Here is a 26,883-nt window from a genome sequence, read left to right as displayed (position 1 = left end):
GCTTCAGGCGATCGCCTGCTTCTGCAGCGCCACCAGTTCGGCGGTGCCGGCGGTGGCGAGATCCAGAAGCTTCAACAGTTCCTCGCGGGAAAACGGCTTGCCTTCCGCCGTGCCCTGCACTTCGACAATGCCGCCGGAGCCGGTCATGACGAAATTGGCATCGGTTTCGGCAGCCGAATCTTCCAGGTAATCGAGGTCAATCACCGGCTGGCCGGCAAAGATGCCGCAGGAAATGGCTGCGACATGATCCTTCAGCACCCGATCGAGCTTGATCATCTGGCGCGTTTCCATCCACTTCAGGCAATCATAAAGGGCGATGAAGCCACCGGTAATGGCAGCGGTCCGGGTGCCGCCATCGGCCTGGATCACGTCGCAATCCACCGTGATCTGCTTTTCGCCAAGCGCTTCCAGATCGATCACGGCGCGCAGCGAGCGGCCGATCAGGCGCTGGATTTCCTGGGTGCGGCCGCCCTGCTTGCCGGTTGCGGCCTCGCGCTTCATGCGGTCGCCGGTGGCGCGCGGCAGCATGCCGTATTCGGCCGTGACCCAGCCCTTGCCGGAATTGCGCAGCCATGGCGGCGTCTTTTCCTCAAGGCTTGCGGTGCACAGAACATGCGTATCGCCGAACTTCACCAGGCAGGAGCCTTCCGCGTGCTTCGAGACATTGCGCTCGAAACTGACCTTGCGCATCTGGTCGGTTTTTCTGCCTGAGGGTCGCATATCGTTCTCCTGAAAGGATGTCTGAAGGGCGTCTTAAGGGGCTCACCGGGCTTTTGCAAAGAAAAACCCGGTACTGGCGGGTTCTTTGCTGCAGTGCCTGCGAATTCCGTTTTGCCAAAGGCCGGAGAGACATTATATTTGTCATGGAAAAGTCATTGATCGGAAGCTATGCGGCAGATGGGCGTTCACACACCGGGGGGAAGGCAGGGTGGTTCAGCCATGCTCGACGACCGTTCACGCGAAATCTTCCGGCGTATCGTCGAAAGCTATCTGGATACCGGAGAGCCGCTCGGCTCGCGCAGCCTGTCGCGGCTCCTGCCGATGTCGCTGTCGCCGGCCTCCGTGCGCAATGTCATGAGCGATCTGGAAGAGCTTGGCCTCATCTATGCGCCGCATGTCAGCGCCGGTCGGCTTCCGACCCAGACGGGGCTTCGCTTCTTTGTCGATGCCTTCATGCAGGTGGGCGATCTTTCGATCGAGGAGCAGGCCGAGATCGAGCGGCAGATCCGCGCCGCCGACCGCGCCCAGCCGATGGAAAGCCTGATGACGGAGGCGACCCGCATGCTGTCGGGCGTGTCGCGCGGCGCAGGCATCGTCATTACAGCCAAGAGCGATTCCGTGCTGAAGCATGTCGAATTCATCCGGCTGGAGCCCACCAAGGCGCTGGCGATCCTTGTGGGCGAACACAACCAGATCGAAAACCGTATCATCGAGCTGCCGGCGGGTGTTACCTCCTCGCAGCTGACCGAGGCGGCCAATTTCCTCAATGCACATCTTGCCGGCCAGACGCTGCCGGAGTTGCGCACGCAGTTGAAGACCTTGAAGGACGAGGTGCTGACGGAGCTCGATGCGCTGTCGCAGGATCTCGTCAAGCGCGGCCTTGCCATCTGGTCGGGCGATAGCGAGGAGGGCAAACCTGCCCGCCTCATCGTGCGCGGCCGGGCAAATTTGCTGGAGGGCCTGGGCGGCGCCGAGGACCTCGACCGGTTGCGGCTTCTGTTCGACGATCTGGAAAAGAAGGACAGCCTGATCGAAATCCTCGAACTTGCCGAAAGCGGGCCGGGGGTTCGCATCTTTATCGGGTCTGAAAACAAGCTTTTCTCGCTGTCGGGCTCGTCGCTGATCGTCGCGCCCTACCGCGACGAGGAGGACCGGATCGTCGGCGCCGTCGGCGTCATCGGACCGACGCGGCTGAATTACTCGCGCATCGTGCCGATGGTGGATTATACGGCCCAGCTTCTGGCCCGGCTGAGCCGCAAGCCGCTCTGACCCTTCAACCACCCCATGTCCGAAACGACCCAAGCTTAATCGGCCTGGAGTCTTGATTTTTGGGGGACAAACCTCGATATCGGGCACAAATTCCAACCCTCTACCGGAGAACGTCATGACCGACGAGACGACCAAAAACGGACCTGACGCCACAGCGAACGAGAACACGGCGGAAGCCGTGGCCGCAGCGCTGAACGAGAGCGCGACCGAGACCGCCGAGACGCAAGCGCCCGATCCGATCGAAGTCCTGAAGACGGAAAATGCCGAACTGCGCGACCGCTTCCTGCGGCTTGCCGCCGAAATGGACAACCTGCGCCGCCGCACCGATCGCGAGATCAAGGATGCCAAGTCCTATGCCGTCACGGCCTTTGCCCGCGACATGCTGGCGGTATCCGACAACCTGCGCCGGGCGCTTGATTCGATCCCGCAGGAGACGAAGGATGCCGGCGATGCGGGCCTCAAGGCGCTGATCGAAGGCGTCGACATGACGGAACGCTCCATGCTCTCGGCGCTCGAGCGCCACGGCGTCAAGAAGATCGAGCCGGAAGGCCAGAAGTTCGATCCGAACTTCCACCAGGCCATGTTCGAGATCCCCAATACGACGGTTGCCAACAATACCGTGATTCAGGTGGTGCAGGCCGGCTACGTGATCGGCGAGCGCGTGCTGCGCCCGGCCATGGTCGGTGTGTCGAAGGGTGGCCCGAAGGCCGCCGACATCGCAGAGGCAACGGCGGCATCCAGCGACAGCAACTGAGCCGACGATACCCCAGAACGACGAGAGGCCCGTTTCCGACAAGGATGCGGGCCTTTTTCATGAGCGGGGCTTGTCGTGCGGTGTGCACCCCGGCCTGCACGCAGGCGGGTGAGAAGGATCAGGCGGCGTTCGACGCCTGTTCTTCGTTGAGGAAGGCGTAGATGGCCGAAGCCGAATCGGTCGCGCGCAATTTCGCCACCAGTTCCTGGTCGCGCAGCACGCGGGCAATGCGGGACAAGGCCTTCAGGTGGTCGGCGCCGGCGCCTTCCGGGGCGAGCAGCAGAAACACCAGATCGACCGGTTCGTCGTCCAGCGCTTCGAAATCGACGGGCGTTTCAAGCCGTGCAAACAGGCCCTTGATCGAGCCGATTGTGCCGAGCTTGCCGTGGGGAATGGCGATGCCATGGCCGACGCCGGTGGAGCCCAGCCGCTCGCGCTGCAAGATGACGTCGAAGATCTCCCGCTCCGGCACGCCGGTGAGTTTGGACGCTCTTGCTGCCAGTTCCTGCAGCAATTGCTTCTTGGAATTCACCTTGAGGGCCGGGAGGATCGCATCTTGCTGCAACAGGTCTGCCAACGCCATTCTTTTCATCCTTCTGCCCCCGAAGGGGATTGGGAGTGCCCGAAGGCACTCCCGTCAGGCTATCCCTTGATACTGGCGGCGTCGATCCAGCCAATATTGCCGTCGTTGCGGCGATAAACAATGTTCAACTGCTTGCCCGGATTCCGGAAAAACAGAACGGGTTCGTCAGTCATGTCGAGCGCCATCACGGCGCTTGCGACGGTCATGGTCCTCAAAGGCTTGGAGCTTTCCGCCACGATCGTGGGCGCAAAGTCCTCCGGCACTTCGTCTGCTTCGTCAGGCACGCTGTCCATCACCGTATAGGCGATTTCGGCGTAGCCATTCTGGCTTTCGCCAGCATGGTGGTCGCGCAGCTTGCGCTTGTAGCGGCGGATGCGCTTCTCAATGCGCACAGCCGCTGCGTCGAAGCTCACCTGCGGATCATTGGCCTCGCCTGCGGCATGCAGCACGATCCCGGTGTCGAGATGAAGCTTGCAGTCCGTTGCAAATCGGGAGCCGGATTTCTCAACGATCACCTGCCCCGAATAGCCTCCGTCATAGTACTTTGTAACCGCCTCCCCGATATGGTCTTCGATCCGTTTTCTGAACGATTCGCCGATTTCCATATGCTTTCCGGATACACGCACACTCATGGAATTCTTTCCTTCTTGTCGTGACTTGCGGTGCCAGTCTACGTCAAGCGGTCCACTCATCCAAGCGTCTCTCGCATGGCTAAGCCGATTTCAATCTCGATTGCCCTTTATCAAGTGTTACCCTTGGGGCGACCCTGTGCTGAATTGCCGGTGCGGCGCGCTTCTAGCGGCGCACGCCCTGAAAGTCAACGCTTCGGGCACCACTTGTGCGGCCGCGCACGAAACCGGGGTAGGACGACAAAGGGGTCGGGGTGGCCGCTCTGCCCTTGGAGCGGCGGTCGAATCGTGAACGGACGTGATCAGCAGGCGGCAAGTTTTGCGCGGGCGCGCTTCTCGCGCCTGCGCTGCACGGAGGAGGGAATGTTCATGGCTTCCCGATACTTGGCGACCGTCCGCCTCGCCAGTTCGACGCCGGTGCTTTTCAGGCTGACGACAATATCGTCGTCGGACAGAACGGCGTCCGGGCTTTCCTTTTCGATGAGCAGCCGGATGCGGTGACGCACCGCTTCGGCCGAATGGCTGTCGCCGCCTTCGGCCGAGCTGATCGAGACGGTGAAGAAATATTTGAGCTCGAACAGGCCGCGCGGCGTCAGCATGTATTTGTTGGAGGTGACGCGGCTGACGGTCGATTCATGCATCTTGATGGCATCGGCAACCGTCTTCAGGTTGAGCGGGCGCAGGTGGTCGACGCCATGAAGCAGGAAGGCATCCTGCTGGCGCACGATCTCGGTTGCCACCTTCATGATCGTCTTTGCGCGCTGGTCGAGGCTGCGGGTCAGCCAGTTGGCCGTCTGCATGCATTCGGAGAGAAAGTTCTGGTCCTCCCCGGGCCGCGTCGCCTTTTTCGACACCGTCTGGAAATAGGCCTGGTTGACGAGAACCTTGGGCAGCGTGTCCGGGTTCAGTTCCACCAGCCAGCTGCCGTCGGTGCTTGCGCGCACGACGATATCGGGCACGATCGCCTCGGAAATTCCCGTCTGGAAGCTGGCGCCGGGACGCGGGTTCAAGGCGCGGATTTCCGCCAGCATGTCCATCAGGTCCTCGTCATCGACACCGCAGATCTTGCGCAGGCTTGCAAAATCACGCTTGGCGAGGAGATCGAGATGCGCGACCAGCGCCGCCATGGCCGGATCGAAACGGTCCTTCTGGCGCAGCTGGATGGCCAGGCATTCACTCAGCGAGCGGGCGAAGACACCGGGCGGATCAAGCGTCTGGGCAGCCGACAGGACGGCATCGACGGCTGCAGGCGTGGTGCCGAGCCGGGCGGCTATGTCTGCCATGTCGCCATGGAAATAGCCGTTCTCATCGAGCTGGTCGATGAGATGCTGGACGGTCAGCATGTCGGCCGGCCGCGATAGAAGAAACGGCGCCTGCTGCATCAGGTGGTCTTTCAGCGTGACCACGCCGGCGACGAAATCGTCGAGATCGTAGCTTTCGCCGGCATCGGCGCCCGGCATGGATTTCCACTGGCTGATCAGTTCGGGGGCGTCGGCGCCGCGCGGGGCGACGTCATCCTGGAAGACGTTTTCGAAATTGGCGTCCAGCCGCTCGCTCAGCTGTTCGTGGCGCGCCGAGCCGTTGTCGAACCAGTCGGCATCGCTGCCGCTGTCGGAAGCCTCGCTCTGCATCTCGCTGAGCGAGGGTGCGCCGTCGCCATAGGTTTCGGCAGGTTCGGCATAGTCGCTGCCTGTTGCGCCATCATTTGGCGCAATTTCCAGCAGGGGGTTCTTTTCCACTTCCTGCGCGATGAAGTGATTGAGCTCGATATGGGTCATCTGCAGCAGCTGGATAGACTGCATCAGCTGCGGCGTCATGACGAGCGATTGGCTTTGACGCAGGAAAAGGCTGGCGGATAATGCCATGGCGGACGCTGAACTCCCGTACAAATCCCCCTTTCGCGCCCTTTGTCATCGACACGCAGGATCACACAGAGCACTTGGCCCAAAAATTGCTTTTTTAATAGATTTGGTCAAGCGCAGAGGTGACGGGAAAGTAAATTTCTTGTCAGCTCTATGTCAGAGACTGAAATTGTCGCCCAGATAAAGGCGGCGGACATCGGCATTGTTGACAATATCTTCAGCGCGTCCATGCGTGAGCACTTCACCGGCATGGATGATGTAGGCGCGATCGATCAAACCCAATGTCTCGCGCACATTATGGTCTGTTATCAGAACGCCAATACCGCGCGCCGTCAAGTGACGGACGAGATTCTGGATGTCGGAGACCGAAATCGGGTCGACGCCGGCAAAGGGTTCGTCGAGCAGCATGAAGGCGGGGTCGGTCGCAAGCGCGCGGGCAATCTCCAGGCGCCGGCGCTCGCCGCCCGAAAGCGCCACCGCCGGCGACTTGCGCAGGCGTTCGATGTGGAATTCCTCAAGCAGTTCATCAAGCTTGCGCTCGCGCTTCTGTCGGTCGCGCTCGTGCACTTCCAGGACGGCGCGAATGTTTTCCTCAACCGTCAGGCCGCGAAAGATCGAGGCTTCCTGCGGCAGGTAACCGACGCCGAGGCGCGCGCGCCGGTACATCGGCATGCGGGTGACGTCATTGCCGTTGATGGCAATCATGCCCTCGTCCACTCCGACGAGCCCGGTGATCATGTAGAAACAGGTGGTCTTGCCAGCCCCGTTCGGTCCAAGCAGGCCCACGGCCTCGCCCCGGCGCACGATCATCGAGACGCCGTTCACGACACGGCGCGTATCGTAGGTCTTCGACAGGCTGTGCGCAATCAACGTGCCTTCGTACCGCGCCTTGTCGCGCGGGTCGAAAGCTTCGGTCGCGTCCGCCTTGGGACGCCTTGAAAACAGGGACATCGTGATGTTCGGTTTCTTTACGGCTTCGGCTGCTGCTGCGGGCGGGACTTCGGGTCGAGCATGATTTCGACGCGACCGCCGCAGCTGTCGAGCTTGGCTTCGCCGGTGTTCATGAGAACCGTCAGCTTGCAGCCCTTAAACACGTTGGGGCCATCCGACAGCACGACCTGCTTGCCGGTCAGCACGAAGGTCTGGCTCGCCATGTCGAAGACGCCGTTGTCGGCGGTCGCCTGCTGCGTGCCCGAGGTCAGCAAAACCTTGTTGTCGATGAAGATCTTGTCGATATCGGTCTGGCCGGACGAAACGGTGCTGCCTTCACCCTTGTACAGCACGATCATGGAGCCGGAATGCATGGTGGTCGCGCCCTGCACAACCTGCACGTTGCCGGTGAAGTAGGCCTTCTTTTCCTCATCCTTGATCTCGAGCTGGTCGCTCTGGATCTGGATCGGCTGGTCCTTGGACAGCTTCATGCCGTCCATCTTTTTCGTCGTCGTCTGCGCCGATGCCGTTGTGGCAAGACAGGCGAGCGCCAGGCTGGCGATCAGCCGGGCGGCAAAGGGATGTGCGGTTTGGCGGCAAAGGGTCATGGGGCCGGGCTCTGGTTGCCTTGGTTGGTGAGAGCGGCGCCCGCCAGATTGACCTGGACCTGACCCGCGAAGGTGATGGTACGTCCCTTATCCGACATCTTCATCGACTGTGCAACAATGGAGGCCTTGTCGGTTGTAATCTTGACGGGATCCTTGCTTTCCATGGTGCTCTGCGGCACGTCGAGGAAGGCGGTCTGGAAATCGGCGGTGATGCCGTTGCTGAGGTTCACCTGGAAGGGCTTGGTCATGTTGAGCCGATCCTTCGAGCGGTCGAAGATGCCGCCCTGCGCCGTGACGCGGGCAATCACGTCGGCATTCATCGGCATCGCCGCCTTGACGTTTTCGAGCGTGATCATGTTCTGGTCGGCCAGATCCTGCAAGGCTCGCGTCGCCGTCAGCGAGTAGCTGATGCCCTTTTCATTGCGTCCGGCAATCGCCGGGCTCTCCATGACGATCTTGCCGTCCTCGATCGTGGCGCTCTGGATGGTGAGATTTTCAGGCAGGTAGGTGCGCACGACCGACACGGCGATGAAGATCGCCGAAATCACGGTTGCTGCGACGGGCAGCAGCACCCGGAGCCTGCGCACGCGTCTGGAATGCGCCATCGCTGCCTGGTAGGCATTGGCGCGCAGATCGGTGACCGTGGAGCTGGGCTGTGTCGTCGTTTTCTGCAGCATTGAAACCTTTGGGCCTCCCGGTGCAGGACGTCTGCGCCAGGGGGAGGCGAAATTGGGTGGACTTCCTCCAACTCCAATATGGCTTTTCTCCATCAAGAAACAATAAAGGCCGACACAATTTCGTGTAGCGCCGGCCCGGTTGCGTGCCATTCTTGTCTGTATGCGGCTTCAAGGACACGGTAGACGTGCTTTCCGCAACGAGGATTTATGCGGCCGCCCTGCCATGCTATGAGCAATCCCGGTCGGATTGAACCGTGCCGTCCTTCCCGGATGGCAGGCGCGACAGAGTGAAACAAGCGAGGACCTTATGGACCAACTGGCCATTGCCGATCGGCGGATGCTGCGACGCAAGCTTACCTTCTGGCGGGTGGCGGCTGCCCTGCTCGTCGTTGCCATCGGTTTTTCCGTCTACCGCTATGCGGCAGGCGGCAGCAGCACGGTTGCCCCCCATGTGGCGCGCGTCGAGATCTCCGGCATGATCACCGATGACGACGAGCTGGTGGAGCGGCTGGAGAAGATCGCCAAGAACAGCCAGGCCAAGGCGCTGGTGGTCTCCATTTCCTCGCCGGGCGGCACGACCTATGGCGGCGAGCGCATCTTCAAGGCACTGCGCGCCGTGGCGGCCGAAAAGCCCGTCGTCTCCGATATCCGCACGCTTGCCGCCTCTGCCGGCTACATGATCGCATCTGCCGGCGACAATATCGTGGCCGGCGAAAGCTCGATCACCGGCTCGATCGGCGTCATCTTCCAGTATCCGCAGGTACAGCCGCTCCTGGAAAAGCTCGGCGTGTCGCTCGACGAGATCAAGTCGGCGCCGCTGAAGGCCGAGCCTTCGCCCTTCCATCCGGCCAGCGACGACGCCAAGGCAATGATCCGCGCCATGGTGATGGACAGCTATGACTGGTTTGTCGACCTTGTGGCCAGCCGGCGCGGCATGAGCCGCGACGAAGTTCTCAAACTTGCCGACGGCACTATCTTCACCGGTCGCCAGGCGCTGAAGGTGAAGCTGGTCGACCAGCTTGGCGGGACCCCCGAGATCCGTCGCTACCTTGCCTCGCGCGGCGTGGATGAGACGCTGCCGATCGTTGAATGGAAGAAGACGGACGACTCCTCCTTCCTGTCGCTCGCCTCTGCCGCAGGCCTTGCCGGGTTGACGGGTCTCGATGCCGGCGCTCTGTCCGACACCCTTCGCAGATGGGGCGCGGGAAACTTGTTCCTTGACGGTCTTGTCTCGGTTTGGCAGGTTGGGCGCCAGTGAAAGTCTAATCCTTTCAGGGGGAAATCGTGATCAAGTCAGAACTGGTGCAGATCGTCGCGGCACGAAATCCGCACCTCTATCACCGCGACGTCGAGAATATCGTGAATGCGGTTCTGGACGAGATCACCGATGCGCTGGCGGCCGGCAATCGTGTCGAGCTGCGCGGCTTCGGCGCGTTTTCCGTGAAAAACCGCCCGTCGCGCTCCGGCCGCAATCCGCGCACCGGCGAGACGGTGTTTGTCGAGGAGAAGTGGGTGCCCTTCTTCAAGACCGGCAAGGAACTGCGCGAGCGGCTGAACCCTGATCTGGCGGACGAGGAAGACGAAGACGGCGATTGATCGCGGTCTCCTGCGGCCCGACTTTTTTAGGCCTGCCTTGAAAGCGCCGGGTCGGGCTCTATCATCGTCTTCCATCACGGCACCGCAGCCTGCGGTGCATTCTGCATGATATTTGCCAGGAGCTATCGATGAACCGCGTCAAGAAAATCGTCAGTCTGGTGGTTTTCGTGCCGCTGGCCATCGTGTTGATCGTGCTGTGCGTGGCCAACCGGCAGGTGGTGACGCTGGCGCTCAACCCGTTCGAACCGCAGGACACGGTTCTGGCGCTGAGCGGCCCGTTCTTCGTCTTCCTGTTTCTGGCGGTGATCTTCGGCATGCTGCTGGGCTCGATCGCCACCTGGATCGCGCAAGGGAAATACCGTCGCCAGGCGCGCATCGAGGCGCGCGAGGCGCTGAAGCGCCATCAGGGCATGCCGGCCGGCAGTCCGGCACAGGCCGGCACCCGCACATCCTCTTCCCTGACGCTTCCGCCCGCAAAGGGCTGAAGCGCCGGGCAGACGGTTTCTTTCAGAGATCGCTCTGCCGCTCGCCAACCGCTGCATTGAAATTGGCGAAGAACTGTTGGGCGAGCTTTTGCGACGTGGAGCCGATGAGGCGCGAGCCGAGCTGGGCGAGCTTGCCGCCCACCTGCGCATCCGCCTTGTAGCTTAAAATGGTGCCGTCGCCGTCCTCGTGCAGAACCACATCGGCATAGCCCTTGGCAAAGCCGGCAATGCCGCCCTTGCCTTCGCCCGAAATGCGATAACTCTCCGGCGGGATGATGTCGAGCAGCGTCACCTCGCCGCTGAAACTGGCGGAAACCGGTCCGATCTTCACCTTGACGGTCGCTGCAAGCTCGGTCGGCGATGTCTGCTCCAGCGTCTGGCAACCCGGAATGCACTGGCGCAGGATGTCCGGGTTGTTCAGCGCGGCCCAGACGATGGCGCGGGGCGCGGCAATGCGTTCTTCTCCAACGATATCCATGGCTCTCCTCCCAAAGTGCCGTGCGTCCGCAAGAGGGAGCCGGTGCGCGCAGAAACGCGGTGTCCGTTCGACCTTGCTCCCTGACGGCCGTTCACCTTCCTGTATCGCAGACGGGAAAGCGCTTTGCCAAGGGGGCTGCCAGTGCTATTTGCTCGCATCAGCCCAAAGACCAACGGACACGATGCGTTGAAGAAGAAATTTGAGCGGCGCGAGCCGCGTTCCCCGAAAAAATCCGGCGAGCCGCAAGGCCGCGGGCGCAGCGACGGCCGGGCGCCGGCAAAGGGTTTTGCCCCTTCGTCTGGAACGGCAGCGTCAAAGCCGCTCGCTAAACCCCTTGCAAAACAGCAGGCAAGACCAGCACGGCCGGATGCGGAGACCGCAGCGCCGGTCGAAACCCGTCCGCTGATCGTGCGGACGGGCGAGCGCCCGCCCGAGCGCGTGCCCGTCATTCTTGCCTCGCAGGCGGCCGGCGATTTTCACCTGATCGACAGTGGCGCGGGCCTGAAGCTCGAGCAATATGGCCCCTACCGCATCGTGCGCCCGGAAGCGCAGGCGCTCTGGCAGCCGTCGCTGGACGCCTCCGTATGGGACAATGCCGATGCGATCTTTACCGGCGATACGGATGAAGACGGCATGGGCCGCTGGCGGTTCCCGCGGCAGGCGCTGGGCGAAACCTGGCCGATGGCGCTTTGCGGCGTCGATTTTCTCGGCCGCTTCACCGCCTTTCGCCATGTCGGCGTGTTTCCCGAGCAGATCGTCCACTGGGCCTTCGTCAAAGAACAGGCGGAAAAGGCCGGGCGGCCGATCAAGGTCCTCAACCTTTTTGGCTATACGGGGGTTGCCTCGCTGGTGGCCGCCTCGGCAGGCGCCGAAGTCACCCATGTCGATGCCTCGAAGAAGGCGATCGGCTGGGCGCGCGAAAACCAGGCGCTGTCGCGGCTCGACAAGGCGCCGATCCGCTGGATCTGCGAGGATGCGATGAAGTTCATCCTGCGCGAGGAGCGCCGCGGCAATCGCTACGACATCATCCTTGCCGATCCGCCGAAATTCGGACGCGGCCCGAATGGCGAAGTGTTCCATCTCTTCGAACAACTGCCGCTGATGCTCGACGTGTGCCGCGAAATCCTGTCGCCGAACGCCATCGGCCTGGTGCTGACGGCCTATTCGATCCGCGCCAGCTTCTATTCGATCCATGAACTGATGCGCGAGACGATGCGCGGGGCGGGCGGCATGGTCGAATCCGGCGAGCTGGTCATCCGCGAGGCGGGGCTTGACGGCCAGACGGCCGGGCGCACGCTTTCCACCTCCCTCTTCAGCCGCTGGGTACGCACATGACATACGACGACCGTCGGCCGGGAACGGGCCGGGTAGGGCAGGTGAAGGAAGTCACCAGCCTTGCCAATCCGATCATCAAGGACATCAAGGCGCTGTCCAACAAGAAGGACCGCGAGGAAACCGGCACCTTCATGGCGGAGGGCCTGAAGCTCGTCATCGACGCGCTGGAACTGGGGTTCGAGATCCGCACGCTCGTCTATGCCAAGGCTGCCAAGGGCAAGCCGCTGGTCGAGCAGGTGGCCTCCAAGACCGTGGCGCGCGGCGGGCTTGTGCTGGAGGTCAGCGAGAAGGTCCTGTCCTCCGTCACGCGGCGCGACAATCCGCAAATGGTCGTCGGCATTTTCGAACAGCAGTGGAAGCGCCTGTCCGACCTGCGGCCGGACCTCGGCCAGACCTTCGTGGCGCTGGACCGGGTGCGCGATCCCGGCAATCTCGGCACGATCATCCGCACCGCCGATGCCGCCGGCGCCTCGGGCGTCATCCTCGTCGGCGAATGCACGGATCCCTATTCGCTGGAAACCGTGCGCGCCACGATGGGATCGATCTTTGCCATGCCGCTTTACCGCGCATCCCCAGCCGAATTCATCGGCTTTGCCGGAAAATCCGGCGCGCAGGTGGTTGCCACGCATCTGGCGGGGGCGGTGGATTATCGCACCATCGATTACAAGCGAAAACCGACCATTCTCCTGATGGGCAACGAGCAGTCGGGCCTGCCGGACGATCTGGCGAAGGCGGCCGACCGGCTGGCGCGCATTCCCCAGCAGGGGCTTGCCGATTCGCTCAATCTGGCGGTTGCCACAGCCGTCATGCTGTTTGAGGCCCGCCGTCACCTGCTCAGCCTGGAGGCCCGATGACCGAGCCCGCCGCCCACCGCACACTCCTGTCGCGGCCCCTGCCGATTGCCCTCTTCATCGGCCTTGCCGTTCTTCTCGACCAGCTGATCAAGCTTGCGGTGGAGGCCTGGCTGCCTCTGCAGGAGGCGGTGCCGCTTCTGCCGGTGCTTGCGCTGTACCGGACCTATAATCTCGGCGTCGCCTTTTCCATGCTGTCGGAGATGGAGGGATGGTTCATCGTCTCGATGCGCCTTGCCATCGTCGTCTTCGTTCTCTGGCTGTGGCGCCGCACGCCGAAGGACCGGGTCTTTGCGCATCTGGGATTTGCACTGATCATTTCCGGAGCGCTAGGTAATATTCTCGACCGCCTATTTTATGGGCATGTTGTAGATTATATTCTCTTTCACACGCAGACCTGGTCTTTTGCTGTGTTCAATCTTGCCGACAGCTTTATAACGGTGGGGGCAGGGTGCGTCATTCTTGACGAACTTTTGGGGTCTAGACGCAAACGCACATAAACTTTACGGTTGAAGTGGTAAGCGTTTGGAAGGAACTTGTGCTAACCATGAGGCCTGCGCCTATGCGCAGATCATCATGGCTGGTTTGGAAGCGCTTTCTTTATCCGACCGAACTGGCAGACCGAACTGGCAGGATGGATCGTGACGTAGATCCTGCGGAGTGAATGAGCGCAATGAGCCGTTTCCTGACAGAGGCCGGGGATTATCTTGAAGACGGGTCGGTACATGCGCCGGAGGCTTCGGCCGGCATCGCTCCTCTTGCGTTCCTGTCAAGTCAGGATCTGTTTTCCAACCCCGCGCTGGTGCGCACCGAAGACGGTGTCGTGAAGGGCTCCAATCGGACCTTCCGGCTTTTGACGGGCTTTAGATCGCCTGAAGGGCATTTGCTGGACGAACTGGGCATTGCGCTTGCGCCCGAACCGCTTCTGCATCCCAAGGACATCGAAATCCCGACCGTCGAGGGGCTGCGCATTTTTTCCTGGCGGGATGTCGTGCTGCAGGATCCGGTCTCGCAGGCGATTCTCGTCTATGGCAGCGGCCGGGATGTGACGGCCGAGCGCGATGCGGCCCATCAGCGCGAGGAAGCGCGTCTGCATGCGGAAGAGGAAAGTGCCGCGAAAACCCGGCAGATGGCGACGGTCGTCCACGAATTGCGCACCCCGCTCACCGGCATTTTAGGCATGAGCCATCTTCTGGAGCAGACCAGCCTGACGCTGGAGCAGAAGAACTATATCGGCGCCGTGCATCAGGCCGGTCTTGCCATGGCGCAGCTCGTCGATGATCTTCTCGACTTCGCCACGCTGCAGGCCGGTCGCTTCCGGCTGAACAGCCGCGCTGAAAATCTGCGCCAGCTGCTGGAAAGCGTGGTGGAAATGCTGGCGCCACGCGCCCATGAAAAATCCATCGAGATCGGCTCGACGGTTGCCTTCGACGTGCCGACCCTGATGGACTTTGATCCCGCACGCCTGCGCCAGGTGCTGTTCAATGTCATCGGCAATGCCGTGAAGTTCACCCAGAAGGGCGGCGTGTTGACACGCGTCGGTATGGACGGCGCACAGGTGGTGATCACCGTGGCCGATACCGGGCCCGGCATGACGACGGAAGCGCAGCAGAATATCTTTGCCGAATTCGAGCAGGTGGGCGAAGCGGTGGAGCGCAGCGGCGGAACGGGCCTCGGCCTTTCCATCGCCACCCGCATCCTCAATGAATTCGGCGGATCGCTGTCGGTGGCGAGCGAAAAGGGCAAGGGCACCACCTTTACCATTCGCTTCCCGGCAAGCTTCGTCAAGGCGGGCAACGAAGGCAATGACCGCATGCTGCTGCTGCGCTCGTCACGCGTGCTCCTCATTGCGCCGACCGGTCCGGCGGCCGCAGCAACCATTGCCACGATCGAAACGCTCGGCGGTCGTTGCCGCCATGTCCGTACGCTTGCCGAAGCGGAGCACACGATCGGCCAGCTGGCGCGGCAGGGCATGGCCTTTACCGACATGATCGTCGATCACCGCACAGTGGGGACAGTTGCCTCGCTTGCGCATATGCAGGGCATGCGCCGCATCCTGCTGGTGAGCCCGGAGGAACGCGCCGCGCAGCCCTGGGACAGTTACGACGCCTGGCTGATCCGGCCGCTGCGTGAACAGTCGCTGGTCGACGTGCTGCGCGGCAGACTGGGCGGAGGCGAGGGGCGTTCACCGTCAGCCATGCGCACGCAAGCCTCCCCGCAGACCACGATCCTGGCGCGCCGGCAGCTCTCCGTGCTGCTGGCCGAGGATGATCCGGTCAGCGCCATGATGGTCGGTTCGATCCTGAAGAGGGCCGGTTGCGTCGTGCATCATGTATCGGATCTGGCAGCGCTTCGCGACGCAGCGCTCAGCGAGCGGCATCCCGATCTCATCATTTCCGACATCCATATGCCCGGCGGCGATCTGGCACAGGTGCTGCCGCTCCTGGCCAATGGCCGCAATGCTGGTTCGCGCGCGACGGCCCCGGTCCTCGTCCTCAGCGGCGAGATGGATGCCGTGCTGCAGAAAAAGATGCTGGCACAGGGCGCGCGGCGCGTGCTGCAGAAGCCCATCGATCCGCAGGAGCTCCTGCGCGAGGTGGAGCTGGTCATGGCCGCGTCCGCCTGATGCGGTGATAAATCCGTTTCAGCCTTTCTTTTGCCGGAATTCGGTTTGTCACGTTGCTGTTGCACTTTGATGTTCTATGAAGACATTCATCAGAGACGGACGAAGCGTCATGACTATCGAATTGCTTGATCGCGACATCGCGTTTGGCGCCGAACAGAGCCCGTCGCGTGCGCCGGCGCGCACGGATGTGCTCGGCCGGATCGGCAGCCTGGAAACGCGGCTTGCCCGCAACCCCCGTGAGGTGGATGCGGCCCAGGCGCTGCGCTACCGGGTGTTCGTCGAGGAAATGCAGGCGCAACTGCCGCCCGAGGCCATGCGCCGTGCCCGCGATGTCGACAGTTTCGACGATATCTGCGACCATCTTCTGGTGGTCGACACAGCGCTGGACGGCGATCCGGAAGACCAGATCGTCGGAACCTACCGGCTCTTGCGCCAGGATGTGGCGATCAACCATGGCGGTTTCTATTCGGCATGCGAGTTTGATATCGATCCGCTTCTGGCACGCCATCCGGACAAGCGCTTCATGGAACTTGGCCGCTCCTGCGTGCTGCCGAACTATCGCACCAAGCGCACGGTGGAACTGCTGTGGCAGGGCAACTGGGCCTATGCGCTCAAACATAATATCCATGCCATGTTCGGTTGCGCTTCGTTTCCGGGCGTGCGGCCGGAGGAACATGCGCTGGCGCTGTCCTTCCTGCATCACACGGTCTGCGCCAAGGGCGACTGGGCAGCCTCTGCCAAGTCCGATCTGTTTTGTGAAATGGACCTGATGCCGGCCGAAGCGATCAATCCCAAGCGGGCGCTGATGTCGATGCCGCCGCTGGTGAAGGGCTATCTGCGGCTGGGCGCCATGGTTGGCCACGGCGCCGTCGTCGACCAGGCGTTCAACACCACCGACGTGCTGGTCATCCTGCCGATCGAAGCCATTTCCGGACGCTATATCAACTATTACGGTGCCGATGCCGGCCGGTTTGCCAGCTGATCCCTGGCTGGCAGAGACCCGGGTGGCACGTCGCCAGTCTGCGCTTCAAACCAGCCGGATTGCCCCGCCATACTGCGCGATCGTTCGATCCGCAGTCAGAAGCGTCATGCCTTCATGAGCGCTCTGGGCAATCAGGATCCGGTCGAACGGGTCCTTGTGGATGGGGGGCAGCGAACTGAGGGCGAGCGCGTGGAGCGCTGATACAGGAAGCTCCATAAAGCCGTTTTCCAAGAGCGCTTGATGGAGAATAGGCGGCTCAAGGCGGAAGTCGACCTTCTTGAGTGCCTTCTTGATCGTCAACTCCCAGATGCTGGCTGAGCTGAAGAACAGCATGTTTCGGTCATCTTCGAGAATGCTGCGCGTCTCCGCGGTCAATTCCGCTGCATCCTCGGCAAACCATGCCAGAATGTGTGTGTCAGCGAAAACGCTCATTTGCCATAGAACATGTCTTCGATTTCTTTGGCATAGATGCTGTCAAAATCGTCAGGCAATGATGCCTGGCCTTTGAGGAAGCCCGCGCGGCGCTTCTTCTTCGGAGCATCTTCCACTGGCACCACCTTGACCACAGGCTTGCCATCCTTCTCGATGATGAAGGCTTCGCCGTTTGCCGCCTTGTCGACGAGGCTGGACAGCTGTGAGCGGGCTTCCTGCAGGCTGACCGTCTTCATGGGTGTTCCCCCGTATGGGCCTTGGGGCCGAGTGTAGCCCACACGGGGGATGTCCGGCAAGAAAGATCAGGACCCGGCGTTATAGGCGGCGATCGCTGCCATGTTCACGATATCGCTGTCCTTGGCGCCCATCGAGGTGATCTGCACCGACTTGTCGAGGCCGACAAGCAGCGGACCGATCAGCGTCGAGCCGCCGAGCTCCTCCAGCATGCGGGTGGAAATGGCAGCCGAATGGATGGCGGGCATGACGAGCACATTGGCGGTGCCCGACAGCCGCGTGAACGGATACTGCTCCATGCGGCTGGCATTGAGCGCAATATCGGCGCCCATCTCGCCGTCATATTCGAAGTCAAGTCGGCGCTGGTCGAGGATCTTTACCGCCTCGCGCACCCGCTCCGACCGTTCGCCGCGCGGCTGGCCGAAGGTGGAATAGGCAAGCAGCGCCACGCGCGGCTCGTATCCCATTCGGCGTGCCATGCGGGCCGCTTCCACGGCGATATCGGCGAGATCCTCGGCAGAGGGCATGTCATGCACCGCGGTATCCGTCACGAAGACGGTGCGGCCGCGCGAGACGACGAGCGAAACGCCGATGACCTTGTGGCCGGGTTTGGCATCGATACAGCGGCGCACGTCCGACAGCGCCGTGGCGTAATTGCGGGTCGTGCCGGTTACCATCGCATCCGCATCTCCCAGCGCCACCATGCAGGCGGCAAAGTGGTTGCGGTCGTTATGGATGAGGCGCTGCACGTCGCGCAGCAGGTACCCCTCGCGCTGAAGCCGTGCATAGAGATAGTCGATATAGGCCTCGACGCGGGTCGAAAGGCGGGCATTGACGATCTCGATGCCGGGGCGGTCCAGTTCGATGCCGGCGCGTTCGGCCGTGGAGCGGATCACGTCGTCACGTCCAAGCAGGATGGCGGTGCCGAGCCCTTGCGCGATGAAGGAGACGGCGGCGCGCATGACCTGCTCTTCTTCGGCCTCCGCAAACACCACGCGCTTGGGGCTGCGGCGCACCTGCTGGTAGATGCCCTGCGTGGTTGCCGCAATCGGATCGCGCCGGGCAGAAAGCTCCCGGCCGTAGCCGTCGAGGTCTGCGATCACCTTGCGGGCCACGCCGCTGTCGATGGCGGCTTTGGCGACGGCCACCGGAATGGCCGAGATCAGGCGCGGATCGAACGGCACCGGAATGATGTATTGCGGCCCGAAGCGCGGGCGCACGCCCTGATAGGCAGCGGCCACATCATCCGGCACGTCCTGGCGGGCGAGGTCTGCCAGCGCATTGGCGGCGGCAATCTTCATCGCGTCGTTGATCTGGCTTGCCCGCACGTCGAGCGCGCCGCGGAACATGTAGGGGAAGCAGAGGACGTTGTTCACCTGGTTCGGATAGTCCGAACGCCCGGTTGCCATGATCGCGTCGTCACGGATGCGCGCCACTTCCTCCGGCGTGATTTCCGGATCGGGGTTGGCCATGGCAAAGATGATCGGCTTGTCCGCCATCGAGCGGATCATGTCTTCGCTGAAGGCGCCCTTCTGCGACAGGCCGAGCACGACGTCTGCGCCGTTCATGGCCTCTTCCAGCGTGCGCCGGTCGGTTTTCACCGCATGCGCGCTCTTCCACTGGTTCATACCCTCGGTGCGGCCCTGGTAGATGACGCCCTTGGTGTCGCAGAGGATGATGTTTTCGGGCGCAAAGCCCATGGCCTTGATCAGCTCGATGCAGGCGATGGCGGCAGCGCCGGCGCCGTTGCAGACGAGCTTCGTCGTCTTGAGGTCACGTCCGGTCAGTTCCAGCGCGTTGATAAGGCCGGCAGCGGCAATGATGGCGGTGCCGTGCTGGTCATCGTGAAAGACCGGAATGTCCATCAGTTCGCGCAAGCGGCTTTCGATGATGAAACATTCCGGCGCCTTGATGTCTTCCAGGTTGATGCCGCCGAAGGAGGGGCCGAGATAGCGCACGCAGTTGACGAACTCGTCGACATTTTCCGTGTCGACCTCAAGGTCGATGGAATCGACATCGGCAAAACGCTTGAAGAGAACGGACTTGCCTTCCATGACCGGCTTTGAGGCAAGCGCTCCCAGATTGCCAAGGCCCAGAATGGCAGTGCCATTGGAGATAACCGCCACCATGTTGCCGCGCGTGGTGTAGTCATAAGCGGTGGCCGGATCGGCCGCGATGGCCTTGACCGGCACGGCGACGCCCGGCGAATAGGCGAGCGACAGGTCGCGCTGGGTCGCCATCGGCTTGGTCGGCGTGATCTCCAGCTTGCCGGGACGGCCGCTGCTGTGGAAATCGAGCGCCTCCTGTTCCGTCACCGAAGCGCGCTTGCGGGGCTCGCCCGAGGTCGGGCGGGTTTCCTTGGCAGACATGTCTCCTCCTCCAGCATGTTGTGGGCATCGCCCAAGTTTCAGGCGCGCTCTGTTGTATTGTCGGGGGCATAACCGATAGTGTCGCAGGTCACGCCACGCAACAGAAAACGGCCGGGAAACCTTTGGAACGCCTTACTTCAGATGTCTGGAATACAGCCGAACTGATCACGGCCGAAAGCCGCGCTTCGGCCACGCCGATGATGGAACAGTTCATCGAGATCAAGGCGAATAACCCCGACTCGCTGCTGTTCTATCGCATGGGCGATTTCTACGAGCTTTTCTTCGAGGATGCCGTGGAAGCCTCGCGGGCGCTCGGCATCACGCTCACCCGCCGCGGCCAGCACATGGGGCAGGATATCCAGATGTGCGGCGTGCCGATCCATGCGGCCGACGATTATCTGCAGAAGCTGATCGGGCTCGGCTTTCGCGTTGCCGTCTGCGAGCAGGTGGAAGATCCGGCGGAAGCCCGCAAGCGCGGCTCCAAATCCGTCGTCAAGCGCGATGTGGTGCGGCTGGTGACGCCCGGCACGCTGACCGAAGAGAAGCTGCTTTCGCCGTCGGAATCCAATTACCTGATGGCGCTGGCCCGCATTCGCGGTGGCACCGAGACGCAGATGGCGCTTGCCTGGATCGACATCTCCACCGGCATTTTCCGCGTTGCCGAAACCACGCCGCTGCGCCTGCTTGCCGATATCCTGCGCATCGAGCCGCGCGAACTGATCGTGCCCGACACCGTCTTTCACGATCCGGACCTCAAGGCGACATTCGATATCCTAGGGCGGGTTGCGGTGCCGCAGCCGGGCGTGCTGTTTGACAGCGCGACGGCGGAAGGGCGCATCACGCGCTATTTCGGCGTCGGCACGCTGGACGGGTTCGGCACGTTTTCGCGCAGTGAACTCGCCGCTGCCGCCGCTGCCGTCGCCTATGTGGAAAAGACGCAGATTGCCGAACGGCCGCCGCTCAGCGCGCCCGAGCGCGAAAGCGGCGCCTCGACCCTCTTCATCGATCCCGCCACCCGGGCAAACCTTGAACTCACGCGCACGCTGTCGGGCGACCGAGACGGATCGCTGTTGAAGGCGATCGATCGCACCGTGACCGGCAGCGGCGCACGGCTGCTGGCCGAGCGGCTGATGTCGCCGCTGACCGATCCCGCCATCATCAACGGCCGGTTGGATAGTGTCGCCTTCCTCATCGACGAGCCGTCGCTGTGCTCGGATCTGCGGGCGGCGCTGAAGCATGTGCCGGACATGCCGCGTGCGCTGTCGCGTCTGGCGCTCGACCGGGGCGGCCCGCGCGATCTTGGCGGTATTCGCCAGGGACTGTCCGCGGCCCGCCAGGTGGTCGAGCGGTTTTCCGGCGCGCTCTTGCCAGAGGAACTGTCGGCGGCCCTCACCGACCTGCAGGCGCTGCCCTTTGCGCTGGAGCAGCAACTGGGCTCCACGCTTGCCGAGGATCTGCCGCTCCTCAAGCGTGACGGCGGCTTCGTGCGTGATGGCGCCGATGGCGAACTGGACGAGGTACGGGCGCTGCGCGACCAATCGCGCCGGGTGATTGCCGGCCTTCAGCTGCAATATGCCGAGGAAACCGGCATCAAGTCGCTGAAGATCAAGCACAACAACGTGCTTGGCTATTTCATCGAGGTGACCGCCGGCAATGCCGGGCCGATGATCGATACACCGGAGGCAAAGGCCCGCTTCATTCACCGCCAGAGCATGGCGAATGCCATGCGCTTTACCACGACCGAGCTTGCCGATCTGGAAAGCCGCATTGCCAATGCTGCAAACCAGGCGCTCACCATTGAGCTTGCCGCTTTCGAGACAATGACGAAGGCGGTGCTGGCGGGTGCCGAGGCGATCAAGGCCGGCGCCCGCGCGCTTGCCGTCATCGATGTCGCCGCCGGCCTGTCGCTGCTGGCCGACGAATGGAACTATTGCCGTCCGCAGGTGGATGGTTCGCGCCAGTTCAACATCGAGGGTGGCCGCCATCCGGTGGTGGAGCAGGCGCTCAGGCGCCAGTCGGCGAGCGCCTTCATCGCCAATGATTGCGACCTCTCGCCCAACAGTGATGGCGGGTTCGGCGCGCTCTGGCTGCTCACCGGCCCGAACATGGGCGGTAAATCGACCTTCCTGCGCCAGAATGCGCTGATTGCGATCCTTGCCCAGATGGGCTCCTTCGTGCCGGCAGCGTCCGCCCAGATCGGCGTGGTCGACCGGCTGTTTTCCCGCGTCGGCGCCTCCGACGATCTGGCGCGTGGCCGCTCCACTTTCATGGTGGAAATGGTGGAGACCGCTGCCATCCTCAACCAGGCGACCGACCGCTCGCTGGTCATCCTCGACGAAATCGGCCGGGGAACCGCCACCTTCGACGGTCTGTCGATTGCCTGGGCCGCCGTTGAGCATCTGCACGAGGCCAACCGCTGCCGGGGCCTGTTTGCCACGCATTTCCATGAACTGACGGCGCTGTCTGAAAAGCTCGGACGGCTCTCCAATGCCACGATGCGGGTGAAGGAATGGGATGGCGATGTCATCTTCCTGCATGAAGTGGGGCCGGGGGCGGCGGATCGTTCCTACGGTATCCAGGTGGCAAAGCTTGCGGGCCTGCCGGAGGCGGTCGTCTCGCGCGCCCGCGACGTCCTGAACAAGCTTGAGGATGCCGACCGCAAGAACCCGGCAAGCCAGCTGATCGACGATCTGCCGCTCTTCCAGGTGGCGGTGCGCAAGGAGCAGGAAAAGCGCGGGCCTTCCAAGATCGAAGAAGCGCTGAAGGCCATCAACCCCGATGACATGACCCCGCGCGAGGCGCTGGATGCGCTTTATGCGTTGAAGAAGCAGCTCGCGGCAAAATAATCGGGCGACTGTCACCCCGGCCTGCGCTTTTGGCGCCGCCCTTACAGCATCGCGGCGGCATCGAAACCGCTTGGCAAGATCTGCCGTTCATTGTGCCGTGGCGCTGGCGCCGGCTTGCGATTTCATTGTGAAAGCGGTCCGGAAACGCTATAGCGCATGGCGGGAGCGGCACCGGCAGGGCAAGATGGCAAGACACGAGATTGAATTTTCAGAACTTCTGGATGTGAACCGCCTCAGAGACGAATGCGAGGCGGTCGCGCGCGCCGGAAACGACAGCATGCTGGAGATCCGGTCGGCCATCCTGCCGATCCTGCGCCGCGCCAGTGTCGAGGCCCGCGAAAAAGCCCGGCAAAAACTGTCCGAAGATGGCAGCGGACTGAATTGCGCCGAGCGCATCTCCTGGGTTCAGGACCAGCTGATCTGCATTGTTCATGGGCTGATTTCCCGTTTCGTCTATCCCAAATCGGGTGCGCGCATGGCCGTGACGGCCGTTGGCGGCTATGGACGCGGGACGCTTGCGCCCGGATCCGACATCGACCTTCTGTTCCTGTTGCCGGTGAAGAATTCCGAGGAAGTGCGCAAGGCGGTGGAATTCCTGCTCTACGTGCTCTGGGATCTCGGCTTCAAGGTGGGCCATGCCACCCGCACGGTGGAAGAATGCATTGCGCTGTCGCGTCAGGACATGACGATCCGCACGACCATTCTGGAAATGCGGCTTCTGTGCGGAAAGGAAGCGCTGGCGGACGAGCTTCAGGCGCGTTTTGCCGCCGAAATCGTCAATCACAGCGGCCCGGATTTCATCGTGGCCAAGCTTGCCGAGCGCGACCAGCGCCACCAGAAGGCCGGCGATACCCGTTATCTGGTGGAGCCGAACGTCAAGGAAGGCAAGGGCGGCCTGCGCGACATCCAGACGCTGTTCTGGATCACCAAATACCATTACCGGGTGCGCGATCCGGCCGAACTGGTGAAGCTCGGCGTCCTGTCGCGCCAGGAATGGCGGCTGTTCCAGAAGGCGGAGGATTTTCTCTGGGCGGTGCGCTGTCAGATGCATTTCCTGACGGGCAAGGCGGAAGAGCGTCTGTCCTTCGATATCCAGCGCGAGATTGCCGAAAGCCTCGGCTATCATAACCGGCCGAACCTTTCGGCGGTCGAGCGCTTCATGAAGCACTATTTCCTTGTCACCAAGGATGTCGGCGATCTCACCCGCATTCTCTGTGCGGCCCTGGAAGAAGAGCAGGCCAAGCCGGCGCCGGGGCTCACCGGCGTCATTTCGCGCTTTCGCAAGCGCACGCGAAAAATCCCCGGCAGTGCCGAATTCGTCGAGGATCAGGGCCGCATTGCGCTTGCCGATCCGGACGTCTTCAAGCGCGATCCGGTCAGCATCATCCGGCTGTTTCATGTGGCCGACCTGCACGGGCTGGAATATCACCCGGATGCCCTGAAGGCGATCACCCGCGGCCTGCACCTGATCGATGACGAGCTGCGGGAAAACACCGAGGCGAACCGGCTGTTCCTCTCCATTCTCACCTCGCGGCTGGAGCCGGCGCTGACGTTGCGTCGCATGAACGAGGCGGGCGTGCTTGGCCGGTTCATTCCCGAATTCGGCAAGATCGTCGCCATGATGCAGTTCAGCATGTACCACCACTATACGGTGGACGAGCATCTGATCCGCGCCGTGGAAGGCCTCTCCAACATCGACAAGGGCCGCTTTGCCGACGAGCATCCGTTGGCCAACAAGCTGATGCCCGGCATCGAGGAGCGCCAGGCGCTCTATGTGGCGGTGCTGCTGCACGATATCGCCAAGGGCCGTCAGGAGGATCATTCGGTGGCCGGCGCCCGCGTGGCGCGCAAGCTGTGCCCGCGCTTCGGGCTGAAGCCAAAGCAGACGGAACTCGTCGCCTGGCTCATCGACCAGCATCTGCTGATGTCGATGGTGGCGCAGACCCGCGACCTTCACGACCGCAAGACGATCACCGATTTTGCCGACAAGGTGCAGTCTCTCGACCGGCTGAAAATGCTGCTGATCCTGACGATCTGCGATATCCGCGCCGTTGGCCCCGGCGTTTGGAACGGCTGGAAAGGTCAGCTCTTGCGCACGCTCTACTATGAGACGGAATTGCTGCTGTCGGGCGGTTTTTCGGAAGTCTCGCGCAAGGAGCGGGCGAGTGCTGCCGAGGAGGCGCTGGCCAAGGCGCTCTCCAACTGGAGCCAGAAGGACCGCAAGACCTATTCGCGGCTGCATTACCAGCCTTATCTCCTGTCCGTCCCTCTCGAAGACCAGCTGCGCCATGTCGGCTTCATCCGCGAAACCGACAAGGCGGGCCATGCGCTGGCCACCATGGTGCGCACCGACAGTTTTCGCGCCATTACCGAGATCACCGTTCTGGCGCCCGACCATCCGCGCCTCTTGTCGATCATTGCCGGCGCCTGTGCGGCCGCCGGCGCCAATATTGCCGATGCGCAGATCTACACGACGACCGACGGGCGCGCGCTCGACACCATCCTCATCAGCCGCGAGTTTCAGAACGACGAGGACGAGATGCGCCGCGCTGGCACGATCGGGCGCATGATCGAGGACGTGCTGTCGGGCAAGAAGCGCCTGCCGGAGGTGATCGCCACCCGGGCACGGGCCAAGAAGCGCAACAAGACCTTTACCGTTCACCCCTCGGTGACGCTCTCCAACACGCTGTCGAACAAGTTCACCGTCATCGAGGTGGAAGGGCTCGACCGCACCGGCCTGCTGGCCGACATGACGGTGGTGCTTGCCGATCTTTCGCTCGACATCCACTCGGCGCGCATCACCACGTTCGGTGAAAAGGTCATCGACACCTTCTACGTGACGGATCTCGTCGGCCAGAAGGTGACCAACGAGAACCGCCAGGGCACCATCGTCACGCGGCTGAAAACGGTCATCTCCGAACAGGAGGACGAACTGCGCCGCGGCATGCCGTCGGGCATTATCGCGCCTGATCCGGCCGCCGTCTCCAGCGCTGCGGCGACAAAATCACGGACACAAGCATGAGCCTCGTCAAGAAGTTTGCGACCGTCGGTGGCGCCACGCTCGGCAGTCGCCTGTTCGGCTTTGCCCGCGAAACCCTGATGGCGGCAGCACTCGGCACCGGACCCATGGCCGACGTGTTCTATGCGGCCTTCCGCTTTCCGAACCTGTTTCGCCGCCTGTTTGCCGAAGGCGCCTTCAACGCCGCCTTCGTGCCTCTGTTTTCCAAGGAAATCGAGGCGAACGGCATCGAGGGCGCCAAGCGCTTTTCCGAGGAAGTGTTCGGCGTTCTGTTTTCCGTTCTGCTGCTGATCACCATCGTCATGGAATTGTCCATGCCGCTTCTGGTGCGCTTCGTGATCGCGCCCGGCTTTGCCGACGATGCGGAAAAGATGTCGATCACCATCCGCCTTGCGGCGGTGATGTTTCCCTATCTGATGTGCATGTCGTTGACGGCGATGATGAGCGGCATGTTGAATTCGATGCATCATTTCTTTGCCGCCGCCATCGCGCCGGTTTTCCTCAACGTCGTGATGATCGGCGCGCTGTTCTATGCGCTGTGGAGCGGGGCCGATCCGCTGTCGACGGCCTGGTATCTCTCTTGGAGCGTTCTCGCCGCAGGCCTTCTGCAGCTTGCCGTCGTCTATGTCGGCGTGCGCCATGCCGGCATGAGCATCGGCTTTCGCATGCCGCGCATCACGCCCAACGTGAAGCGGCTGCTGGTGCTGGCCGTGCCGGCGGCTGTCACCGGCGGCGTCACCCAGATCAACCAGATCATCGGCCAGGCGATTGCGTCGAGCAAGGAAGGTGCGATTGCCGCCCTGCAATATGCCGACCGCATCTACCAGCTGCCGCTTGGCGTGGTCGGTGTTGCCGTTGGCGTCGTGCTGTTGCCAGAACTGTCGCGCGCGCTCAAGTCCGGCCACATGAAGGAGGCCGGCAATATCCAGAACCGGTCGCTGGAATTCGTGCTGTTCCTGACGCTGCCGGCAGCCGGTGGCCTATGGATGCTGTCGGATGCCATCATCCGCGTGCTTTACGAGCGCGGCGCGTTTTCGGCGGAAAACACCACGGTGGTCGCCTCCATCCTTGCCATCTACGGGCTCGGCCTGCCGGGCTTCGTGCTGATCAAGGCGCTGCAGCCGGGCTTTTACGCCCGCGAGGACACCAAGACGCCGATGCGCTTTACCATGGCCTCGGTCGTCATCAACTCCGGTCTTGCCATCACGCTTTTCCCCTTGATTGCCGAGCGCGGTATCGCCACGGCAGAAGCGGCCGCCGGCTGGCTGAACACGGCGCTTCTATTTTCCATGCTGCTGAGGCGCGGCCATCTGGTCTGGGAATGGGCGCTTGCCCGGCGCGCTGCTCTGCTTCTGGTCGCAACCGGCATCATGTGCCTGGCCTTGAGCTATGCGCTTGGCCATGCCGCCCCGTGGCTTGCACCGGGAACCCGGCTCATCGAAAAGGTTTTAGCGCTCTTTGCCCTCATCGGCGTGGCGATGCTGGTCTATTTCGCTGCGGCCTTTGCCATTGGCGGTGCCGATTTCGGCATGATCCGCCGCAACCTCAAGCGCAAGCCGCGCAGCTGACGCGGCAGGCGCAAAAGCCGGTGGTGTGAG

General features: G+C 62.4%; 24 protein-coding genes. 13 read left to right on the top strand and 11 right to left on the bottom strand.

Going from position 1 to position 26,883, the window contains the following annotated elements:
• Window positions 1–3: 3 nt before the first annotated feature.
• Entirely contained in the window at window positions 4–720 is a 717-nt protein-coding gene (rph, locus tag ACEXP3_RS12715; RefSeq protein ID WP_377297586.1) for a ribonuclease PH, read from the bottom strand.
• Between the two features lie 177 nt (window positions 721–897).
• Between rph and hrcA the strand changes: the two genes are divergently transcribed.
• A complete protein-coding gene (gene hrcA, locus ACEXP3_RS12710; RefSeq protein ID WP_210103753.1) occupies window positions 898–1,989 on the top strand; it encodes a heat-inducible transcriptional repressor HrcA in 1,092 nt (363 codons plus the stop codon).
• A 115-nt stretch (window positions 1,990–2,104) separates the two neighbouring features.
• Complete coding sequence (gene grpE, locus ACEXP3_RS12705) at window positions 2,105–2,743, top strand: nucleotide exchange factor GrpE (RefSeq protein ID WP_377297585.1); 639 nt, start codon at window positions 2,105–2,107, stop codon at window positions 2,741–2,743.
• A gap of 118 nt (window positions 2,744–2,861) precedes the next feature.
• Here grpE and ptsN read toward each other — a convergent pair whose 3' ends face one another.
• From ptsN to lptC, 6 genes are all read right to left on the bottom strand, one after another.
• Entirely contained in the window at window positions 2,862–3,326 is a 465-nt protein-coding gene (gene ptsN, locus ACEXP3_RS12700) for a PTS IIA-like nitrogen regulatory protein PtsN (protein WP_210103751.1), read from the bottom strand.
• A 59-nt stretch (window positions 3,327–3,385) separates the two neighbouring features.
• A complete protein-coding gene (gene hpf / locus ACEXP3_RS12695) occupies window positions 3,386–3,958 on the bottom strand; it encodes a ribosome hibernation-promoting factor, HPF/YfiA family (protein ID WP_210104154.1) in 573 nt (190 codons plus the stop codon).
• 299 nt (window positions 3,959–4,257) lie between these two features.
• Window positions 4,258–5,820, bottom strand: a complete 1,563-nt coding sequence (gene rpoN / locus ACEXP3_RS12690; protein WP_377297584.1) for an RNA polymerase factor sigma-54 — start codon at window positions 5,818–5,820, stop codon at window positions 4,258–4,260.
• A 153-nt stretch (window positions 5,821–5,973) separates the two neighbouring features.
• Window positions 5,974–6,768 (bottom strand): LPS export ABC transporter ATP-binding protein, encoded by a 795-nt coding sequence (lptB, locus tag ACEXP3_RS12685; RefSeq protein WP_210103749.1) that lies wholly within the window; start codon window positions 6,766–6,768, stop codon window positions 5,974–5,976.
• 17 nt (window positions 6,769–6,785) lie between these two features.
• A complete protein-coding gene (locus ACEXP3_RS12680; RefSeq protein WP_377297583.1) occupies window positions 6,786–7,355 on the bottom strand; it encodes an LptA/OstA family protein in 570 nt (189 codons plus the stop codon).
• A complete protein-coding gene (gene lptC, locus ACEXP3_RS12675) occupies window positions 7,352–8,032 on the bottom strand; it encodes an LPS export ABC transporter periplasmic protein LptC (protein WP_210103747.1) in 681 nt (226 codons plus the stop codon). Before lptC ends, ACEXP3_RS12680 begins: the two co-directional genes overlap by 4 nt.
• A gap of 307 nt (window positions 8,033–8,339) precedes the next feature.
• On the opposite strand from lptC, the gene sppA reads away from it, so the two are divergent.
• From sppA to ACEXP3_RS12660, 3 genes are all read left to right on the top strand, one after another.
• Window positions 8,340–9,290 (top strand): signal peptide peptidase SppA, encoded by a 951-nt coding sequence (sppA, locus tag ACEXP3_RS12670; RefSeq protein ID WP_377297582.1) that lies wholly within the window; start codon window positions 8,340–8,342, stop codon window positions 9,288–9,290.
• Window positions 9,291–9,316: 26 nt separating this feature from the next.
• Window positions 9,317–9,628: an integration host factor subunit beta gene (locus ACEXP3_RS12665; RefSeq protein WP_210103745.1), complete on the top strand. Its 312-nt coding sequence runs from the start codon at window positions 9,317–9,319 to the stop codon at window positions 9,626–9,628.
• Window positions 9,629–9,756: 128 nt separating this feature from the next.
• A complete protein-coding gene (locus ACEXP3_RS12660; RefSeq protein WP_377297580.1) occupies window positions 9,757–10,113 on the top strand; it encodes a DUF1049 domain-containing protein in 357 nt (118 codons plus the stop codon).
• A 22-nt stretch (window positions 10,114–10,135) separates the two neighbouring features.
• Here the strand turns inward: ACEXP3_RS12660 and ACEXP3_RS12655 are convergent, their stop codons facing one another.
• Window positions 10,136–10,591: an SRPBCC family protein gene (locus tag ACEXP3_RS12655; protein WP_377297579.1), complete on the bottom strand. Its 456-nt coding sequence runs from the start codon at window positions 10,589–10,591 to the stop codon at window positions 10,136–10,138.
• Window positions 10,592–10,777: 186 nt separating this feature from the next.
• On the opposite strand from ACEXP3_RS12655, the gene ACEXP3_RS12650 reads away from it, so the two are divergent.
• The 5 genes from ACEXP3_RS12650 to olsB all read left to right on the top strand — a co-directional run bounded on the left by ACEXP3_RS12650 (window position 10,778) and on the right by olsB (window position 16,385).
• A complete protein-coding gene (locus ACEXP3_RS12650; protein ID WP_377297577.1) occupies window positions 10,778–11,926 on the top strand; it encodes a class I SAM-dependent methyltransferase in 1,149 nt (382 codons plus the stop codon).
• On the top strand, window positions 11,923–12,780 hold the full coding sequence (locus tag ACEXP3_RS12645) for a TrmH family RNA methyltransferase (RefSeq protein ID WP_210103743.1): 858 nt from the start codon (window positions 11,923–11,925) through the stop codon (window positions 12,778–12,780). The genes ACEXP3_RS12650 and ACEXP3_RS12645 overlap by 4 nt, the downstream gene beginning before the upstream one ends.
• Complete coding sequence (lspA, locus tag ACEXP3_RS12640; RefSeq protein ID WP_210103742.1) at window positions 12,777–13,277, top strand: signal peptidase II; 501 nt, start codon at window positions 12,777–12,779, stop codon at window positions 13,275–13,277. Before ACEXP3_RS12645 ends, lspA begins: the two co-directional genes overlap by 4 nt.
• A gap of 173 nt (window positions 13,278–13,450) precedes the next feature.
• Window positions 13,451–15,403 (top strand): hybrid sensor histidine kinase/response regulator, encoded by a 1,953-nt coding sequence (locus ACEXP3_RS12635; RefSeq protein WP_377297576.1) that lies wholly within the window; start codon window positions 13,451–13,453, stop codon window positions 15,401–15,403.
• A 109-nt stretch (window positions 15,404–15,512) separates the two neighbouring features.
• Complete coding sequence (gene olsB, locus ACEXP3_RS12630; RefSeq protein WP_377297575.1) at window positions 15,513–16,385, top strand: l-ornithine N(alpha)-acyltransferase; 873 nt, start codon at window positions 15,513–15,515, stop codon at window positions 16,383–16,385.
• Window positions 16,386–16,430: 45 nt separating this feature from the next.
• Here the strand turns inward: olsB and ACEXP3_RS12625 are convergent, their stop codons facing one another.
• From ACEXP3_RS12625 to ACEXP3_RS12615, 3 genes are all read right to left on the bottom strand, one after another.
• The gene (locus tag ACEXP3_RS12625) at window positions 16,431–16,817 is read right to left on the bottom strand and encodes a type II toxin-antitoxin system VapC family toxin (RefSeq protein WP_377297573.1); all 387 of its coding nucleotides are present in this window, start codon (window positions 16,815–16,817) and stop codon (window positions 16,431–16,433) included.
• A complete protein-coding gene (locus ACEXP3_RS12620) occupies window positions 16,814–17,053 on the bottom strand; it encodes a type II toxin-antitoxin system Phd/YefM family antitoxin (protein ID WP_377297572.1) in 240 nt (79 codons plus the stop codon). The genes ACEXP3_RS12625 and ACEXP3_RS12620 overlap by 4 nt, the downstream gene beginning before the upstream one ends.
• Window positions 17,054–17,119: 66 nt before the next feature.
• Window positions 17,120–19,420 (bottom strand): NADP-dependent malic enzyme, encoded by a 2,301-nt coding sequence (locus ACEXP3_RS12615; RefSeq protein ID WP_377297571.1) that lies wholly within the window; start codon window positions 19,418–19,420, stop codon window positions 17,120–17,122.
• A gap of 197 nt (window positions 19,421–19,617) precedes the next feature.
• On the opposite strand from ACEXP3_RS12615, the gene mutS reads away from it, so the two are divergent.
• From mutS to murJ, 3 genes are all read left to right on the top strand, one after another.
• Window positions 19,618–22,266, top strand: a complete 2,649-nt coding sequence (gene mutS, locus ACEXP3_RS12610) for a DNA mismatch repair protein MutS (RefSeq protein ID WP_377297769.1) — start codon at window positions 19,618–19,620, stop codon at window positions 22,264–22,266.
• Between the two features lie 184 nt (window positions 22,267–22,450).
• Window positions 22,451–25,288, top strand: a complete 2,838-nt coding sequence (locus tag ACEXP3_RS12605) for a [protein-PII] uridylyltransferase (RefSeq protein ID WP_377297570.1) — start codon at window positions 22,451–22,453, stop codon at window positions 25,286–25,288.
• A complete protein-coding gene (gene murJ / locus ACEXP3_RS12600; protein ID WP_377297569.1) occupies window positions 25,285–26,853 on the top strand; it encodes a murein biosynthesis integral membrane protein MurJ in 1,569 nt (522 codons plus the stop codon). Before ACEXP3_RS12605 ends, murJ begins: the two co-directional genes overlap by 4 nt.
• Window positions 26,854–26,883 lie beyond the last annotated feature (30 nt).

The organism is Neorhizobium fuzhouense (assembly GCF_042611105.1).
In the GTDB taxonomy this organism is placed as follows: Bacteria; Pseudomonadota; Alphaproteobacteria; order Rhizobiales; family Rhizobiaceae; genus Neorhizobium; species Neorhizobium galegae_A.
The sequence above is the reverse complement of the archived record's forward strand: the minus strand, read 5'-3'. Positions and strand labels throughout refer to the sequence as shown.

What these genes read in the sequence shown, in the direction of transcription:
- grpE (WP_377297585.1), top strand. Translation starts at nt 2,105, where the DNA reads ATGACCGACGAGACGACCAAAAACGGACCTGACGCCACAGCGAACGAG.
- ACEXP3_RS12635 (WP_377297576.1), top strand. Translation starts at nt 13,451, where the DNA reads ATGAGCCGTTTCCTGACAGAGGCCGGGGATTATCTTGAAGACGGGTCG.
- hpf (WP_210104154.1), bottom strand. Translation starts at nt 3,958, where the DNA reads ATGAGTGTGCGTGTATCCGGAAAGCATATGGAAATCGGCGAATCGTTC.
- rph (WP_377297586.1), bottom strand. Translation starts at nt 720, where the DNA reads ATGCGACCCTCAGGCAGAAAAACCGACCAGATGCGCAAGGTCAGTTTC.
- lspA (WP_210103742.1), top strand. Translation starts at nt 12,777, where the DNA reads ATGACCGAGCCCGCCGCCCACCGCACACTCCTGTCGCGGCCCCTGCCG.
- lptC (WP_210103747.1), bottom strand. Translation starts at nt 8,032, where the DNA reads ATGCTGCAGAAAACGACGACACAGCCCAGCTCCACGGTCACCGATCTG.
- olsB (WP_377297575.1), top strand. Translation starts at nt 15,513, where the DNA reads ATGACTATCGAATTGCTTGATCGCGACATCGCGTTTGGCGCCGAACAG.
- ptsN (WP_210103751.1), bottom strand. Translation starts at nt 3,326, where the DNA reads ATGGCGTTGGCAGACCTGTTGCAGCAAGATGCGATCCTCCCGGCCCTC.
- ACEXP3_RS12605 (WP_377297570.1), top strand. Translation starts at nt 22,451, where the DNA reads ATGGCAAGACACGAGATTGAATTTTCAGAACTTCTGGATGTGAACCGC.
- mutS (WP_377297769.1), top strand. Translation starts at nt 19,618, where the DNA reads ATGATGGAACAGTTCATCGAGATCAAGGCGAATAACCCCGACTCGCTG.
- lptB (WP_210103749.1), bottom strand. Translation starts at nt 6,768, where the DNA reads ATGTCCCTGTTTTCAAGGCGTCCCAAGGCGGACGCGACCGAAGCTTTC.
- ACEXP3_RS12655 (WP_377297579.1), bottom strand. Translation starts at nt 10,591, where the DNA reads ATGGATATCGTTGGAGAAGAACGCATTGCCGCGCCCCGCGCCATCGTC.
- murJ (WP_377297569.1), top strand. Translation starts at nt 25,285, where the DNA reads ATGAGCCTCGTCAAGAAGTTTGCGACCGTCGGTGGCGCCACGCTCGGC.
- hrcA (WP_210103753.1), top strand. Translation starts at nt 898, where the DNA reads ATGGGCGTTCACACACCGGGGGGAAGGCAGGGTGGTTCAGCCATGCTC.
- sppA (WP_377297582.1), top strand. Translation starts at nt 8,340, where the DNA reads ATGGACCAACTGGCCATTGCCGATCGGCGGATGCTGCGACGCAAGCTT.
- ACEXP3_RS12625 (WP_377297573.1), bottom strand. Translation starts at nt 16,817, where the DNA reads ATGAGCGTTTTCGCTGACACACACATTCTGGCATGGTTTGCCGAGGAT.
- ACEXP3_RS12620 (WP_377297572.1), bottom strand. Translation starts at nt 17,053, where the DNA reads ATGAAGACGGTCAGCCTGCAGGAAGCCCGCTCACAGCTGTCCAGCCTC.
- ACEXP3_RS12645 (WP_210103743.1), top strand. Translation starts at nt 11,923, where the DNA reads ATGACATACGACGACCGTCGGCCGGGAACGGGCCGGGTAGGGCAGGTG.
- ACEXP3_RS12680 (WP_377297583.1), bottom strand. Translation starts at nt 7,355, where the DNA reads ATGACCCTTTGCCGCCAAACCGCACATCCCTTTGCCGCCCGGCTGATC.
- ACEXP3_RS12615 (WP_377297571.1), bottom strand. Translation starts at nt 19,420, where the DNA reads ATGTCTGCCAAGGAAACCCGCCCGACCTCGGGCGAGCCCCGCAAGCGC.
- ACEXP3_RS12660 (WP_377297580.1), top strand. Translation starts at nt 9,757, where the DNA reads ATGAACCGCGTCAAGAAAATCGTCAGTCTGGTGGTTTTCGTGCCGCTG.
- rpoN (WP_377297584.1), bottom strand. Translation starts at nt 5,820, where the DNA reads ATGGCATTATCCGCCAGCCTTTTCCTGCGTCAAAGCCAATCGCTCGTC.